The following is a 13,494-nucleotide window of genomic DNA, read 5'->3' as shown; positions in this document are numbered from 1 at the left end:
CCTGTGGAACTCCGGAAGTTGAGGCGAGGTCAGGACCGCACCTCGTGGAACCGCTTCACCACCTCGCCCGCGCTCACCGCCAGTACCACCACCGCCGTCACGGTATAGAAGGACTGCGGGGTCTGCCAGCCACCATTGACATCGGCCAGAAAGACCGGATTGAACAGCTTCTGCTGGTACAGGACCCACACCAGCGGTAGCGCGAAGGCCGCCTCGGCGACGACGCTCCAGACCGCCAGCGAAGGCGTCCGCACCCGCACGGACCGGATCACGTCGAGCGTCACGAGGCCGGCGAGTCCGGCCAGGATCGGCCAGATCCATCCCGACCACAGATCCGGGGCGAGCACGTCGAGGTGGGTGCCGCCGTCGGTCCGGTACGGCCGCGCGGTGTGCTGCCAGACGATCAGGGCGATCAGCAGCGCGTGCCATGCCACCCGGGCGTAGACCGCCGGGTCGCGCTTCTTCGGCGCGACGTGGTCGGGGAGATCGTCGGGCGTCCAGGTCCTGCCGATCGCGCCGGGCCGCTTGCCGGAGCGCTCGATCAGGGCGAACACCACGGTGAGCCAGGCGAGCATCTGGGCGCCCACGACGAGTACCGCCTCGACGGCCCCGCCGATCACCTCGCCGATGCCTCGGCCGTCCAGCACGTCGAGCACCGCGCCCAGGATGGTGACTGCGGGCAGCACGGTGGACAGCAGGACCGTGAGAAGCCGTGTGTACGTCGGGTAGAGGCCGGCCCCGATCAGTGCCAGCGGTCGGTCCGCGTACCGCGCGGCGAGCCGGATCGGGTCGCCCATCTCGGTGAGCACCTCGCGCTCGACTGTCTCCGGGCCGGCTGGGTCGCGGGCCTCGACGGCGTCGGCGATCGTGGCGCGCAACTCGTCAGCCACGTCGTCGCGTTGGTCGGCCGGTATTCGCCGGACCACCTCCACCACGTAGCGGTCGGTCAGTGTGCCGGTACCGGCCACCTGCGACTTGTTCAACGGTCCCCCTTGGTCAGTCGTGATATCGAGGTGCAGAGGTCCTGCCACTCGCGCAGCAGTCCGGTGCGGACCCGGGCGCCCTCGGGGCTGACCCGGTAGAACTTGCGCGGCCTGGACTCCTCGGTGTTCCACTCGCTGATGAGCAGCCCCTGTTTTTCCAGGCGGCGCAGCAGCGGATAGAGGGTGTTGCCGTCGACGGAGACGCCGGCTTGGCCGAGGGTTTCCAGGAGCGCATAGCCGTATTGCGGCTCCTCCAGGAGTGCCAGGCAGGCCAGGACGACCGTGCCGCGACGCAACTCCTGGGCCTGGCTGAGGATCAGTTCATCGGTGCCCACGCATCAAACGTTACTGTGCGCCGCACACTAATGTCACGTCGCAGTTCCGGAGACGCGGTCGGTGTCGGGGCGGAGCCTCTCGCCGCCCGGTTCGACGGGATCCCGCCGAGCGATGTCGCGTACTGGCACCTCGAACCGGAGGAACACGGCGCCCGGCCGGGCCCCAGACCGGCCCGGCGCGCGCTCAGCCGCTGGGTCTCGACGATCTCTCCGACTCGGTGGAGCTGCTGATCAGCAAGGTGGTGACCAATGCGGTGCGCTACGCGGAGCGGCCGGTGGCGCTGCGGCTGCTGCGCACCGACGTGCTGCGCTGCGAGGTCGGCGACGACTCCCCGCAGCTGCCCCGGCAGCGCCGGGCGCGTGACATGGACGAGGGCGGGCGCGGCCTGTTCTTGATCAACCGGATGGCCAGACGGTGGGGGCGACACGCCTCTCGACCGGCAAGGTGGTCTGGTTCGAGCTGAGCCTGCCATCAGATCAAGTACTTCGGCGCAGTTGATGCGTTGATACACGGGGCCCGGCTCCAGCTGAGCCATCAACTCCCGGTTCACGGCCGCGCTGCGGCAAGGTCTTCGCCACCCTCGGCTCGTTCGGATCGGAGGTCAAGGATGTGCTGCTGTAGCTCCGTAACCTGGCAGGTGAGCGTTTCGACGTCGGCGGGGGCGCCGAGACCGGAGGCCTCCCAAGCCGCCTATTCGACCTGGTGGACCCGGTGGACGCCACCTACCGGCGCCGGATGAACCGCCAGCTCACCGTCCAGGAGTCCCGCCACACCCTGGCCCGCGCGATCTGCCACGGCAAGCGTGGCCACATCCAGCAGGCGTACAGGGAGGGCCAGGAGGACCAGTTGGCCAGCCTCGGGCTGGTGCTGAACGCCGTGGTGCTGTGGAACACCCGCTACCTGGACGCCGCTGTCGAAACCCTGCGGGAGCTGCCCGCCGACCAGCGCGAGCACGACGTCCTGGACGAGGACTTGGCCCGCCTGTCCCCACTCAAAGGGCCACCTGAACGTCCTGGGCCGGTACGCCTTCACCGCCTCTCAGCCGGAGAACGGTCTGCGTCCGTTGCGCGCCAGGAGGCAGGCTTTCTGTCACCGAGGTCGACGGCGGAGGCGGCGTACCAGGCAGGGGTAGCGTTCCGGCATGACGTCAGCGATGCTTCGGTTCCCGTCGTATCCGATCCGTGGCGTGTGTGTCCTGCATCAGAAGCAGAACTGCGCGCCGCATTTCGCGGAGATAGAGGTGGATTTCGAGCCCGCAGCCGAGGGCTTCGCCTTCGAGGTAGCCCAAGAGCTGACGGTGGAGTACGAACCTGCCGAAAGCCTTCCACGCTTTTTCGCCGCTGCCTCTGCGGGGATCGAGGAGCAGCTGAACTTGCCCGAGCACGGAGTTGTGATCGCCACTCGGGTGGTGCTGCGGCGTGCCCGCGCCGATGCGTTCGGCTCTCACGAACTGGCGTTCAAAGTCGCGGGCTACCTTGCCGCCCGCAAAGCTTTGGCGTGCAGGTTTCCCGCGACTCCGAGCTCTGTTCCTCGCGACGGCTGGTAGCTCAACCTCACTGTCAGCCGGAACTCAGTGGTCCGTACGGCCTGCGCCCGCCCGTGGCCGAAGCAGGTCCTCGCGCTCAGGATGGATCCCCATGGCCGGCGAGCCGAGTACTGATCGCCGTCTCAAGCTCAGTCATCGTGCGACAAAAGACGGTCTCCAGATCGACATCAAAGCGGCGGGCCAGGATGAGCACCGACCACAGACAGTCCGCGAGCTCGTGCTCCAGTGCCGCTCGCCCGCCCGGCATGTCCCAGGCTCCCTCTTCGGCCATGACCAGCTTGGCCAGGTCACCGACATCGCCCATGAAGCCGAGCATGAACTCTTCCCGCGTCCAGACCCGCCCCCGTTCACGCAGGTTCAGCCGGTCGTACAGATCATGTACCCGCATGGCCTGCTGCTGCAGTTCATCAAGCCTCATCCACGCCTCCCGACGGTCCGCTCGGAACCTGCCCCAAACCGGGGCGCTCAGCCACACCGATCCAGCCCCGTCTGGGGCCTGCAAATCGGGATTTCAACCAGGGCCCGGCTGCTGGCCACCGGCGGCGACCGCAAGACCGACGCCAAGGATGCCCTCCACGTCGCCCAGGTCGCCCTCTTCCGCCACGACCTGCGCCCCGTCGCGCCGGAAGACCAGACCACGATCCTGCGGCTGCTGACCGAGCGACGAGACGACCTGCTCCACGAGCGCACTCGCGTCCTCAACCGGCTCCACGCCGTCCTGCGCGATTTTCTGCCCGGCGGAGCACGCCGCCGGGCAACACCAGACGACGAGCAGCACATATGACCACCCGTCATACCCGTCTGCTCTGGGGACATGAGGTGGCATCAGCCCCTACCCCTTCTACCGTCGCACCTGAATAAGCGCGTGAGTTCCACTCGTACGCCAGGCAGCCCCGGACCGTTCGAGCGCGTCCAGTGCTCCCTGCTCCAAGCCGACGATGACGTCGGACTTCAGAGTCCGGAGCGCCGCGACGGACCCCGGGAAGTACGCGGTGAGATCCGTGAAGGGCACCATGACGTCCCACAGCTGGTCGCCCACCAAGCGACGGTAGTTGAGGTCTCCCTTCAGGATGGTGAGCGTGGTGCTCTCGAACTCGCCGCGAAGGTCCTCGGGCATCTCCTCGTACGGCAGCGGAGCGCAGAAGAACGAGTGGGTGCGGACCTCCATGCTTCCTGTCGCCATGGCTTTCCATAGCCGGCCGCCGATCCGGCCGGCTTCGCCGGGTGCCTCGATGAGGCGGCGGAGGCAGTCGACGACGTCAGCCGTCATCGCGTCGGAGACGTAATAGGGGTCGGGCTTGACGTGAAGCACGACCTGTTCGGCATGGCGCTGTTCGAGAAGGTGGTCGATGAGGATCAGATCCGGGATGAGCTCTCGCCCCGCGTTGTCCGCCACCACGGCGGCGGTGGAGGACGCTCCGGCGGGCAGAAGCTGCCAGAGCACGGCGCTGTCGTCGGCGACCAGCGCGGATGCAACGGCGTCACCGACCGCCGGCTCCCCCGCCAAGACGCGGAAGCCGAGGTCCGCGCGGTTGCCCCAGAGTGAGGCGTGGAGCAGTGCCGCAGCCCGCTCGTCCGCCGGTGCGCTCGCGAGCGCGTCCAGGGCCCGCAGCTCCTCCTCCACGGAAGCGCCTCGCAGTTCGGCCTGCTTGAACGGCGCGAACGGATCGACTCCCCGCCATGGGCCGGGGCCGAAGTATCCGACCGCGCCGAGGAGCCTGCGGTAGAAGTAGCTCTCCGCCCACAGGAACGGGGCGTCGTACCACGAGCGCCCGAAGTGCTCCTGCCCCCAGTCCGCCCAGCGCTCACGGTCGTGCTCCGTGGGGGCGAGCGGTTCGATGACACCGTTGGTGATCTCGTCCAGCAGGGCGTCGAGGGCCTCGTGCTGTCGGTGGCCGTACGGGAAGGCGTCTCGTAGCTGCTGGATGAGGGCAGGGTGGCGCTTGGCCAGCACGCCTCAGGCGAACGAGCCGGGCACGTTGCTCAGGACGACCGGCGCGCCAGTCACATCGCCCGAGGTGCGGGAGGTCTTCTCTGTCATGGTGTCCAAGCCCTTCGCATTTCACTCACGTGTCCATGATCCTCAAGGACGCGACGTCGACCGAACTTCCCACCAGCAACACGGCCCGTCGCGGGTACGAAGGCTGCGCAGTTCTGGCAAAGAGTTCAGCGCACTCGCTGGCGAAGGAACAGAGCTGATCCGCGACCTGCCGGTACTCGTGCGGATCCTGCACCGTGTTCGGCGTGGCAGCGGCCCACTGCTGCCACAGGCCGCCGGCGACAAGGGTATGGGGCTGCTCGCTCAGTCCCAAGGACGGCATCGAGGTGAAGCAGCGTGCTGAGAGCCTCGCTCTGGTCCCAGCGGAGGTCGGGTTGAGGTAAGTAGCGATCAAGGCAGCGGCACCGAGTCCGGTCACAGCACCAGGGGCAACCACTCCCACCCAGGCGGTTACAAGCTTGACCTGCGTACCCGTGACGAGGGCCGCTGCGTGACCAACTGGATCAAGGCCACCCAGCGCAAGGGCGCCCCGCGGGGCACCGACGCCCGCTGGCACGGCACCCTCAACGGGATCTCCGCCGAGTACGTCTACGAAGTCCCGCGCAGCGGCGGCATCCACTGGGACATCACCCTCATCTAATCCTCGCCCTCGCCCACCGGTGCGGGGCAGCCGCCACCGCACCCTCCCGCTCTCTTCTTCCCGGCTCCCGGGTCGCGCCATGCCTCTGCGCGGCCCGGCCGGGCCCACACGACACGAAATAGGGAACAACGCCGTGAACCGCGCTCCCCGCACTTTCTGGGCCACCCTCACCACGACCGCCCTCGCCGTCGCGGCTTTCGCCACGCTCGGTACGCAGGCCCCTGACACCGCTACCGCCAGCAGCAGTGATCCGGCAGCCTCGGCCGCCCGCTCCGCCGCCCCCGCCGCTCCCGCTTCCCGAAGCCAGCGGCAGTGGCCGACCCTGCGCACCGGCGCCCAGGGCAGCGCGGTCACCGCGCTCCAGCAGCTCCTGACTGCCCACGGCCACTCCCTGACGGCCGACGGGTCCTTCGGAGGCCTTACCGCGGCCGCCGTCCATGCCTTCCAGAAGAGCCAGGGCTTGCAGGCGGACGGGGTTGTCGGTCCTGCTGACCCACAGCACAACAAGGCGTTCGCCCCGCTGCAACAGGGCGAGGCACCAGGGCCAATACCCCCAGCCCGGACCCGCCTGTCCCTGCGGGCGGGTCCGGGTTCGGGGCATTCCAATAGGCCCTACAGCAGGACAGCGCGGGAGACACGGTCCAGGGCGCGCACCAGCTCAGACCTCCGGCCAGGGGGTGTCCTAGGCCGGCACCGCCGAGGACGTCGAGCTGCACACGGTGCTCGGCGCGGCCGGCAGATCCTCGTCGGCTCGGCCACCGGTCCCAAGGGTCCGCCGCGGGGACGGGGGCGCAGCCGGGTTGGATCCGAGCACGCCTCGGGCCCGCAGTTCATCGAGGTCGGACAGGCGCTCTCCGGGAAGAGCATCGAGCAGGTCGGCCTGGGCGGCGCGGATGCTGGGCGCGGGAGCCTGGGGGCCTGCGCCAAGGGCACGGCGAACGGTCACGCCGGTCATCGTACGGGCAGCGCATCACTAGCCGCCCCGGGCCGCCGGGATCGTGGTCCAGGAGCAGCGTGCCGGCCCTGGCCTGCGGTGGTCGGGTCTGTGGTCGGCCTACGCCAGCCTGTGGTCGGGCCACGTCGGCCCGACCACAGATCCGACCACCGGCCGCCTGGGCCCCCGTGACACCGCTCGCCGCCCGCCGCCGTCGCCGGCCCGTACGACAACGTCGAGCGGTTCACCCACATCCACATCGGCATCCCGACCACGTACCGCCCGGCCGCGCGAGCGCTGGCCACCCTCGGGCCAACCAGCTTCATGAAGTCGACCGCGCGGCGCGCCACCAGCTCGGGATCGATCGGCGGCGCGGCCGGGCCGGCGGTGCCGTTCGGAACGAACGTGACACCGACCCTGCCGCCCTCGCACCAGACGCGGTAGATGGCGCCGTCCTCGGGCGTCTTGCCGTGCCAGGTCAAATTCTCCGCCGGGGGCTGCGGGTTCCGCCCTCTCGTACGTGCACCTGGGCGCCGAGCCGCCCGAGCCCCGGGTGCCAGCGGACTTTGCCTGGTCGGTGTAGTACTTCTCCTCGAACTCGATCGGGTTGAGGTAGCCGAGCCGTTTCTGGATGCGGCGGGGGTTGTAGAAGCCGTCGATGTATTCGAAGAGCGTGAGGTTCGCTTCGGCCCTGGTGGCGAGGACGCGGCCGCGGATGCACTCGGTCTTGATGACCATCCACAGGTTCTTCGCCAGGGCGTTGTCGAACGAGTCGCCGACCGAGTCCATGGACGCCTGGATACCGGCCCTGACCAGGCGTGTTGTGAGCTTCACGGACTCAGTTCACCCGCCCACGACCGGGCATCAGGCAGTTCCCCACCAATGAGTACACCAACGACCGACCTGCCCAACCATCACCACAAACACCGTTGTAGTACCAGAACGTCGCCCGATACGTGTCGGGACGAATGGAACGGAAGCGGGGTGGCCCAACCGACGCGTCCCGGCACACTATTCGAGTGACCTTTCGATTGATGCCCGGCGCCGGGCTCGTTCTCCCAGCGAACGCAGGCGTCCTGCGATTCGGCATGACCGAGCATGCGGCGCAGTGGACGGCGTCAACTCTGGCGGACATCCGCGCCGGCGGGTGGACGTGCGGAGCGCACTGGACCTTCTTCTTCGTTCACTGCGACATCCTGGTCACGGCCTATGCCTGCACGGCTTGTGCCGATCAGACCATGAGGCACTTGATCGTCGAGCGGACCGAGCGCGTCCCGGACCGGGCCGCCGACGTTCCGGTCGCCTTCGGCGACTTCGACCTCTTCGGCTACCCCATCCATGAACTGACCGAGGTCCTCGACCCGTCGGACCGCAAACTCCTACTGCCCGCAGACGTCAACCCTCAGAGCACGCACTACCTGTCCGCCGTACGCCTCGACGCCTGTGAAAGCGACCGCTGCTAGGTCGTCAGCTCGGGCTCTGGGTCCGGCGACGGCGCACGATGAAGAGCATGCCCGCGCCCGTGGCCACCGCTGCGGCAGCCGCGCCCGTGATGGGCAGCGTCGAGGAGCCGGTTTCTGCCAGGGTGCCGCCGTTCGTCGTGGTCCCGTCGTCGCCGGCCGTCGACGACCCGCCGCCCGAGCCGCCCGAGACATTGGCCGAGCCGCCCGTCGAGCCAGTCGGTCCCCCACCCGTGACGTCCAGCGTGATGTCGGCCTTGTCGTTGGCCTTGTTGGGGTCGAATGGCCGTGGCTCGGTGCTCAGGGCCACCTGGCCCTTGGCGTTCGCCACCCGCTTGTCGATCTTGAGCTCGAAGGTGTAGGTCTCTTGGCTGCCCTCGTTCAGCGACCGCATGCCGCAGACGTACGCCACGCCCTTGGCCTGGCAGAACTGGCCGCGCTTGACGACCGACGTTCCGGCGGGAGGCGTGATCATGACGCTGACGGACCGTTCCCCCGGTTTGGTCAGGATCCAGGCGGGCCCGGAGTTGATGAACTTCACCTTCATCTTCACCGTGTCACCGACGCTTCCCTTCAGCGCGGCACCCGTCACCTGGTAGTCGGCCGTGTTGACGGAGCTGACGGGCACATTGACAACTCGTGCGGTCCCCTCGCTCCCGGCCTGTCCCTCGACCAGTTTCACCGCCGGCGCGGTTCCCGCCACCGGCTGGGTGCCGTTCTCGTCCGCTCCGGGATCGACGTCCCAGACATTCACTCGCAGCTCGTCGTTGAGCGCTCGGTCCAGTGCCTCGACGCGGAGAGGCATCTCGGGCGTGTAGACGGTGCCCGGCTCCACCACTTGGTCGAACGCGCACACCGCGATCCATCTCTCGGGCATCTCGTCGTAGGACCGGACCTGCTGTGTCCGGCAGTTGGAGGGAACCTCCGCGAAGTCGAGTCCCCGGGTGACGCCGTAGGAGACCCACACCTTCTCGGCCGCCCCGGTGCCCTTGTTCGCCACGGTTGCCGACAGATCGAAGCTGCTCCCAGGTTTCACCCCGTTGACCGGCTCGATGCCTCCAATGACCAACTCGGGTGCGGTTTCATCGCCGAAGGCGGCAGGAGCCGCAGCCAGTGCGATCAGGCCGGCAGCGCTGAGGGTGGCAGCAACGGCGCGGGAGGCGCGACGGTTGTGCGGGGGAATCGGCACTGGAGAGATCCTCTGCTGGGGCGCGGGAAATCGAGCGGTGACTTCCAGGAGAAAAGTTTCCGGTCACTAGACTCTTATCGAACTCGATCGGTTGCGTGGCCGGTGCCGCCTCCGCCTTGCGATCGCATCCACCGGAGCCCGGCCCGATGTCGACACTGACCACCAGCGCGAATCCGGGAGTGCGCTTTCTCCCTTACCCGGAGGCGATCGCCGAGATCACCAGCCTGCTCGCCCCCGGCGACAGCCGGCGCTGATCGTCAAGTGCCGGCGAGACGCCAGAGCGAAGTGACCTCAGCGGCACGGGCGTGTGGAGGAGATCCGCGGTGTCCCCCGCTCGTGGACGCCGCGGCCGAATGAGCACGGCCAAGGGCCGGCGTCCGCCTTCCCCGGCAAGGTGGATCTTGCAGGTCAGACCACCCCGGGAGCGTCCCAGCCCTCGTCGGGGCGGTACTGCCGGGGCGTCGTTCTCTTCCCGGCACCCGTGGGGATCTTCCGCGCGCTCCGGCCGCAGGCCGGTGAGCCCGGTAGGAGGTGGAGTCCACGCTCACCATCGACCAATCGATACGGCCCTCCGTGTCGGCGTCGGCCGGGACAGCCGCGAAGACCTTGCCCCCCGTGCCATCCGCCGACCAGCGCATGCCTCTCGTACATGGTCTTCCACTGGCCGAAACGCGCAGGCAGATCCCGCCAGGGCCCCCGGTGCGCTGCACTCAGGCCACCGGCGGCCTGGTCATTGGCAGCACGACCGCCCCGTTCGGGGGCGGAACAATGCGTCCGGCCGCTTGCACGCTCGTCACGGTGTCCCAGCGGCCTCGGCGTGGAGCAGCTCGATCAGCTGGGGGCGGTGCAGCCTCGCAATGGGTTCCAGCAGGTCAGGATGGCGCAGCAGCGCGCCGGCTTCGGTGTCGTGCGCGCCCGGGTCGACGAGGCGCTGCAGGCCGGCGATTTGGTGGTCAGCGGCCGCGTGGTCCTGGTGTGCTCGGATGGCGAGGGCGCGGTCGGCCAGCAGGCAGGCAGCCCAGCTGACGACGGTCTCGTCCACCCAGGTCCGCCAGGCGGTGCCGTCGCGGTCCGGGTCGCATCCGGTGAGCCAGTCCAGTCGGTCGGCTCCGCCCGGGCCGCACAGGTGGAGCAGCTGTACATCGAGGCCGGTCGGGTAGCGCAGATGGGCGGCGAGAGTGGCGGCCTGCAGGGCCTGGGCCTCGGCCAGGGCGTAGTTGAGGGCGCCTGCGGGCGGCGGGTAGGCGTCGAGGAGCCATCGAGTGCAGGCGGCTATGACGGGTGTCAGATCGTTGGGCACGGCGATCGGTTTCCTGGGGAGGGTGCCGGCGCCCTTCCGTCCGGTCGGGTGCGCGAGCTGGTGCGCGGGGCGGCGCTGCCCCGTTCGTGGCCGACCAGCATAGGTGGCGCCTGCCAGGAAGGCCCATGACCTGGCTCACGCCCTGCCCGTGCGCCCCCGGGGCCGGGCCGCACACCTGCGCGGCCCGGCCCCGGGGGCCTGGGTCAGGATTTGCCGCGGCCGGTGACGAAGTCGCGGGCCCGGTCGACCAGGCCGACACCCGGGGCGAGGAGCTTGCTGGCCATAGGAGTGCTTGGCGCGGAGGGGTGCGGCCGGGTGGGCGCCATGGCTTTGGCCTGGCGGATCTTGTCCCCGAGGTCGTCCAGCTGCTCTGGGGTGCAGGCGCGGCGCAGCATCGGGAAGATGTTGTTCTCCTCGTCCTGGACGTGGGCGGCGACCTCATCCATGAGCTGCTGCAGCATCGTGCTCATCTGCGGGTCGTCGGTGTCTACCCTCTCCAGCTGCTTGAGGATCTTCTCGACCCGGCCGTGGTCGGCGATCTCCTTGTCCGCGAGCCGGTCGCCGCCGTCGATGTGCTGGCGGACCGCCGGGTACAGGTACTGCTCCTCGGCGACCGAGTGCCGCACGAGCTCGATGGTGACCTCGTCCACCTGGTCCCGCAGCTGCCGGCCGCCCGCGGTCATCGCCTGGATACGGCCGAACATCTCCTCGACCTCGCGGTGGTCGGTCATCAGCTCGTCGATCACGTTCCCGCCTTGCCCCATCGCAGATCCGCCTCTCTCATCCGGGGCGGGTTCTCCCGCCCAGCCCATAGGTATTCCCGCCCGGAACGCCGCGCCCGCCCAGCCCGCTGGGGCCTTACCCGATCGGCCCCACCGTGCACGGCCCGGCCCCCGGGCTTGTGCGGGTCCAGTGGGGCCGCGCGGCCCCGTTTGTCCAGCCACCTGGCGGGCAGCCGCCTGGGCGGCTGTTTCGCCTGGCTGGCGCCGGCCCCTGGACGGAGAGCGATCAGATGACCACCAATCCCGGACCGGCCGAAGGACGCCCGCACACGCCGGCTGTTCACGAGAACCCGCACAGCCCCGGACCGCTCCCGACGAACGCGACGCCAGGTCGACGGCCCTGAAGGCCTTCCGGGCCCCCGATCCGGACGCTGACCACAGGCCAGGGTGTGCGCGTCAACGACACCGACCACTCCCTCACCGTCGGCGACCGCGGCCCGCCCTGCTGGAGGAGTTCCATCGGCGCGGAGGCTCACCCACTTCGACCGCGAGCGCACCAAGCGCAACCTCCATGGTCGTTCGAAGATGAATAAGTAAGGAGCTCGAACACCAGTAGGAGGCAGTGATCATGGGCACCGTTCCCGTGCCGCCCGATCCCGACATCACATCGGTCCCGCCGCCTGAACCCCCATCGCCTCCGGGTCCGCCGGAGCCGGTGGAGCCGCCGGAGCCGGTGGAGCCGCCTGTGCCGCCGGATCCTCCGGCGCCGCCCGGGTCGCCCACACCACCGCCTGAGCCACCCCGCCCGGATGGCCCGGAGGTTCCCGGCCCCGAACCGGAGCCGGGGCGGCCGCGCCCATCGGAGCCGCCCGACTGAACGCAGGCAGATTGACGCAGGTGGGCCGGGCGGGCGATGGCAGCTGCGGCGGCGAGCCATGTCGGGGTGGGCTGCGCGACGAACTGACTGCGGGCGCGTTGGGAGCCGACTCGGTCGGCGGGAGTGCCTGGCTGGGGGTGGCCGTCGTCAGGCGCCGGTCAGGGTGAAGAGGGCGCCATGGTGAGGGCGGGTGGGGGCGGTTTGCCTGGGCCGGCACACCGGCCGGCCGAGTTCGTCGAGCGTCTCGGGCGGGTGGGTGGCTGCGAGTCTCGGGAACAGTTCGTGTTCTTCCTCGCGCACGTGGGAGACGACCTCGAACTTCAGCTTCGCGATCGTGTCGTTGAACCGCGGGTCGTCGACGCTCAGGCCTTCGAGGTCCTTGAGCATGCGCTCGGCTCTGGCCTGATCGGCGATTTCCGCGGGACTGCTCGTGCACGGCCGTGATCTGCTGCGTCAGCTCGGCGTCACGCACTGCGCGGGCCGCGGGGTGCCGGTGCGGCAGGCATAGAAGGCGGCTCGCGAGACCTTGAGCAGTTCACACGCACGCTTGACGCTGTGACCTGCTGTTTTCTCCGCCTCGATGAACGGGTGCACCGTCACCGGGTCTCCTTCGCGAAGAAAGCCGCGGTCCGCTTGAGGAGCTCCACGTCCTCCCGCAGCCTGCGGTTCTCCCGCCGCAGTGCGGCCGGTTCATCGCGTTCGCTGCTGGTCAGGCCGTCCCCCTCGCCGGTGTCGACCTCGGCCTGCTTGACCCAGTCCCGCACCGCTGTCTCGGTCAGGTCGAAGTCCTTGGCGACCTGACCGGAGCGGTCACCCCGCCAGCGCAGCTCTACTGTCCCGGCCTTGAACTCCGGCGTGAACGAGCGGCAAGGGCGAGGCCTCTTCTTCCCCATGCTCTCCATGATGGCCATCATCCTTCCGGGGCCGAAGCCCCTGATCTCTGATGTCCGTCAAGGGGAATCAAGCCCAGTCGGCCCATGTCTCTTCGTCAGCTGCGTCCTGGGGAGCATCCTGCCGGGACGCGCCATCGGGTGCGGGCCCGCCGTGCTGTTGGAGCACCTGCAGCAGGGGCTGGAGTTGCTCGCCGGACAGCGGGTCGCCGGCTGCGGTGGCGATGCCGTACCGGTCCTGCAGCCAGATAGCGAAATGCTCACTCGTCGGCTCGGAGTTATAGGCGGCGAGCCAGGCCTGGTAGGCGTCGGCGAGCCGCCCGTCGGCGCTGGCATCGCCCGGTGCAGGTTCGGGCGGCCGTACGACAGCTGCTGAACTCGCCCGGGATGACGGTTTCGGTTCTCCAGCACGCAGCTGTGCGAATTCCAGCTCTTGTGCGGCAGGGGCCTCAAGGGCGGGACTCTGCCTCTGCTTCGGGACCTGAGCGGCCGGGACCTGAGCGGCCTGGGCCGGGGCCTGGGACTGGGCCGGGGGGAGCAGGGCGGGTTCGATGCCCGCGGCGGCGAGGCCGGCCGGGGCGGTCTCGGCCAGCGGGACGCCGTACTTCGCCAGGCGCA

At 69.3% G+C, this 13,494-nt stretch carries 17 protein-coding genes and 6 pseudogenes; 7 read left to right on the top strand and 16 right to left on the bottom strand.

What is annotated here, in order from left to right; translation table 11 throughout:
* Positions 1-29: 29 nt before the first annotated feature.
* Both ACIRJP_RS35395 and ACIRJP_RS35390 read right to left on the bottom strand, forming a co-directional pair.
* The gene (locus ACIRJP_RS35395) at positions 30-983 is read right to left on the bottom strand and encodes an HAAS signaling domain-containing protein (RefSeq protein ID WP_404183471.1); all 954 of its coding nucleotides are present in this window, start codon (positions 981-983) and stop codon (positions 30-32) included.
* Positions 980-1,318, bottom strand: a complete 339-nt coding sequence (locus ACIRJP_RS35390; RefSeq protein WP_404183468.1) for a PadR family transcriptional regulator — start codon at positions 1,316-1,318, stop codon at positions 980-982. The genes ACIRJP_RS35395 and ACIRJP_RS35390 overlap by 4 nt, the downstream gene beginning before the upstream one ends.
* Before the next feature lie 78 nt (positions 1,319-1,396).
* On the opposite strand from ACIRJP_RS35390, the pseudogene ACIRJP_RS35385 reads away from it, so the two are divergent.
* From ACIRJP_RS35385 to ACIRJP_RS35375, 3 genes and pseudogenes are all read left to right on the top strand, one after another.
* A pseudogene (locus ACIRJP_RS35385) lies at positions 1,397-1,817 on the top strand (ATP-binding protein); the annotation flags it as partial.
* 192 nt (positions 1,818-2,009) lie between these two features.
* Positions 2,010-2,451: pseudogene (locus ACIRJP_RS35380) on the top strand (Tn3 family transposase); the annotation flags it as partial.
* A gap of 9 nt (positions 2,452-2,460) precedes the next feature.
* Positions 2,461-2,865 (top strand): hypothetical protein, encoded by a 405-nt coding sequence (locus ACIRJP_RS35375; protein WP_404183465.1) that lies wholly within the window; start codon positions 2,461-2,463, stop codon positions 2,863-2,865.
* A 76-nt stretch (positions 2,866-2,941) separates the two neighbouring features.
* On the opposite strand, the gene ACIRJP_RS35370 is transcribed toward ACIRJP_RS35375, so the two are convergent.
* Positions 2,942-3,283: a MazG nucleotide pyrophosphohydrolase domain-containing protein gene (locus ACIRJP_RS35370; RefSeq protein ID WP_404183462.1), complete on the bottom strand. Its 342-nt coding sequence runs from the start codon at positions 3,281-3,283 to the stop codon at positions 2,942-2,944.
* Here ACIRJP_RS35370 and ACIRJP_RS35365 point away from each other — a divergent pair.
* Positions 3,242-3,649, top strand: a complete 408-nt coding sequence (locus ACIRJP_RS35365; protein ID WP_404183459.1) for a transposase — start codon at positions 3,242-3,244, stop codon at positions 3,647-3,649. The genes ACIRJP_RS35370 and ACIRJP_RS35365 overlap by 42 nt on opposite strands.
* 57 nt (positions 3,650-3,706) lie before the next feature.
* Here ACIRJP_RS35365 and ACIRJP_RS35360 read toward each other — a convergent pair whose 3' ends face one another.
* The 3 genes and pseudogenes from ACIRJP_RS35360 to ACIRJP_RS35350 all read right to left on the bottom strand — a co-directional run.
* The gene (locus ACIRJP_RS35360) at positions 3,707-4,819 is read right to left on the bottom strand and encodes a damage-control phosphatase ARMT1 family protein (RefSeq protein ID WP_404183457.1); all 1,113 of its coding nucleotides are present in this window, start codon (positions 4,817-4,819) and stop codon (positions 3,707-3,709) included.
* Between the two features lie 112 nt (positions 4,820-4,931).
* Positions 4,932-5,177, bottom strand: coding sequence for a hypothetical protein (locus ACIRJP_RS35355; protein WP_404183454.1), 246 nt, complete (start codon positions 5,175-5,177; stop codon positions 4,932-4,934).
* Positions 5,178-5,202: 25 nt separating this feature from the next.
* A pseudogene (locus tag ACIRJP_RS35350) lies at positions 5,203-5,310 on the bottom strand (hypothetical protein); the annotation flags it as partial.
* Positions 5,311-5,354: 44 nt separating this feature from the next.
* Between ACIRJP_RS35350 and ACIRJP_RS35345 the strand changes: the two are divergent.
* Together ACIRJP_RS35345 and ACIRJP_RS35340 are read left to right on the top strand one after the other, a co-directional pair.
* Positions 5,355-5,504 carry a hypothetical protein gene (locus ACIRJP_RS35345; protein WP_404183450.1) on the top strand — a complete coding sequence of 50 codons (150 nt, stop codon included), beginning with the start codon at positions 5,355-5,357 and terminating at the stop codon, positions 5,502-5,504.
* A 79-nt stretch (positions 5,505-5,583) separates the two neighbouring features.
* Positions 5,584-5,982: pseudogene (locus ACIRJP_RS35340) on the top strand (peptidoglycan-binding protein); the annotation flags it as partial.
* 204 nt (positions 5,983-6,186) lie between these two features.
* Here ACIRJP_RS35340 and ACIRJP_RS35335 read toward each other — a convergent pair.
* Together ACIRJP_RS35335 and ACIRJP_RS35330 are read right to left on the bottom strand one after the other, a co-directional pair.
* Positions 6,187-6,450: a hypothetical protein gene (locus ACIRJP_RS35335; RefSeq protein ID WP_404183551.1), complete on the bottom strand. Its 264-nt coding sequence runs from the start codon at positions 6,448-6,450 to the stop codon at positions 6,187-6,189.
* Between the two features lie 108 nt (positions 6,451-6,558).
* The gene (locus tag ACIRJP_RS35330; RefSeq protein ID WP_404183447.1) at positions 6,559-7,272 is read right to left on the bottom strand and encodes an IS3 family transposase; all 714 of its coding nucleotides are present in this window, start codon (positions 7,270-7,272) and stop codon (positions 6,559-6,561) included.
* A gap of 254 nt (positions 7,273-7,526) precedes the next feature.
* On the opposite strand from ACIRJP_RS35330, the gene ACIRJP_RS35325 reads away from it, so the two are divergent.
* Complete coding sequence (locus ACIRJP_RS35325) at positions 7,527-7,901, top strand: hypothetical protein (RefSeq protein WP_404183444.1); 375 nt, start codon at positions 7,527-7,529, stop codon at positions 7,899-7,901.
* A gap of 4 nt (positions 7,902-7,905) precedes the next feature.
* On the opposite strand, the gene ACIRJP_RS35320 is transcribed toward ACIRJP_RS35325, so the two are convergent.
* The 8 genes and pseudogenes from ACIRJP_RS35320 to ACIRJP_RS35285 form a co-directional block, all read right to left on the bottom strand.
* On the bottom strand, positions 7,906-9,087 hold the full coding sequence (locus ACIRJP_RS35320) for a hypothetical protein (RefSeq protein ID WP_404183441.1): 1,182 nt from the start codon (positions 9,085-9,087) through the stop codon (positions 7,906-7,908).
* A 292-nt stretch (positions 9,088-9,379) separates the two neighbouring features.
* Positions 9,380-9,840, bottom strand: a pseudogene (locus tag ACIRJP_RS35315) (transposase); the annotation flags it as partial.
* A gap of 40 nt (positions 9,841-9,880) precedes the next feature.
* Positions 9,881-10,387: a hypothetical protein gene (locus tag ACIRJP_RS35310; protein ID WP_404183438.1), complete on the bottom strand. Its 507-nt coding sequence runs from the start codon at positions 10,385-10,387 to the stop codon at positions 9,881-9,883.
* A gap of 203 nt (positions 10,388-10,590) precedes the next feature.
* Positions 10,591-11,151 carry a hemerythrin domain-containing protein gene (locus tag ACIRJP_RS35305; protein WP_404183435.1) on the bottom strand — a complete coding sequence of 187 codons (561 nt, stop codon included), beginning with the start codon at positions 11,149-11,151 and terminating at the stop codon, positions 10,591-10,593.
* Positions 11,152-12,133: 982 nt separating this feature from the next.
* Entirely contained in the window at positions 12,134-12,373 is a 240-nt protein-coding gene (locus ACIRJP_RS35300) for a hypothetical protein (RefSeq protein ID WP_404183432.1), read from the bottom strand.
* A 66-nt stretch (positions 12,374-12,439) separates the two neighbouring features.
* Positions 12,440-12,586 carry a hypothetical protein gene (locus ACIRJP_RS35295; protein ID WP_404183429.1) on the bottom strand — a complete coding sequence of 49 codons (147 nt, stop codon included), beginning with the start codon at positions 12,584-12,586 and terminating at the stop codon, positions 12,440-12,442.
* Positions 12,583-12,879 (bottom strand): transposase, encoded by a 297-nt coding sequence (locus ACIRJP_RS35290; RefSeq protein ID WP_404183426.1) that lies wholly within the window; start codon positions 12,877-12,879, stop codon positions 12,583-12,585. The genes ACIRJP_RS35295 and ACIRJP_RS35290 overlap by 4 nt, the downstream gene beginning before the upstream one ends.
* Before the next feature lie 67 nt (positions 12,880-12,946).
* Positions 12,947-13,494, bottom strand: a pseudogene (locus ACIRJP_RS35285) (hypothetical protein); the annotation flags it as partial.

Source organism: Streptomyces sp. NPDC102437, assembly GCF_044765565.1.
Taxonomy (GTDB): domain Bacteria; phylum Actinomycetota; class Actinomycetes; order Streptomycetales; family Streptomycetaceae; genus Streptomyces.
This window is presented reverse-complemented; position numbering and strand designations above follow the sequence as displayed.

Coding starts and splice junctions, on each gene's coding strand:
- ACIRJP_RS35375 (WP_404183465.1), top strand. CDS start 2,461: ATGACGTCAGCGATGCTTCGGTTCCCGTCGTATCCGATCCGTGGCGTG.
- ACIRJP_RS35365 (WP_404183459.1), top strand. CDS start 3,242: ATGTACCCGCATGGCCTGCTGCTGCAGTTCATCAAGCCTCATCCACGC.
- ACIRJP_RS35370 (WP_404183462.1), bottom strand. CDS start 3,283: ATGAGGCTTGATGAACTGCAGCAGCAGGCCATGCGGGTACATGATCTG.
- ACIRJP_RS35325 (WP_404183444.1), top strand. CDS start 7,527: ATGACCGAGCATGCGGCGCAGTGGACGGCGTCAACTCTGGCGGACATC.
- ACIRJP_RS35305 (WP_404183435.1), bottom strand. CDS start 11,151: ATGGGGCAAGGCGGGAACGTGATCGACGAGCTGATGACCGACCACCGC.
- ACIRJP_RS35300 (WP_404183432.1), bottom strand. CDS start 12,373: ATGCTCAAGGACCTCGAAGGCCTGAGCGTCGACGACCCGCGGTTCAAC.
- ACIRJP_RS35290 (WP_404183426.1), bottom strand. CDS start 12,879: ATGGGGAAGAAGAGGCCTCGCCCTTGCCGCTCGTTCACGCCGGAGTTC.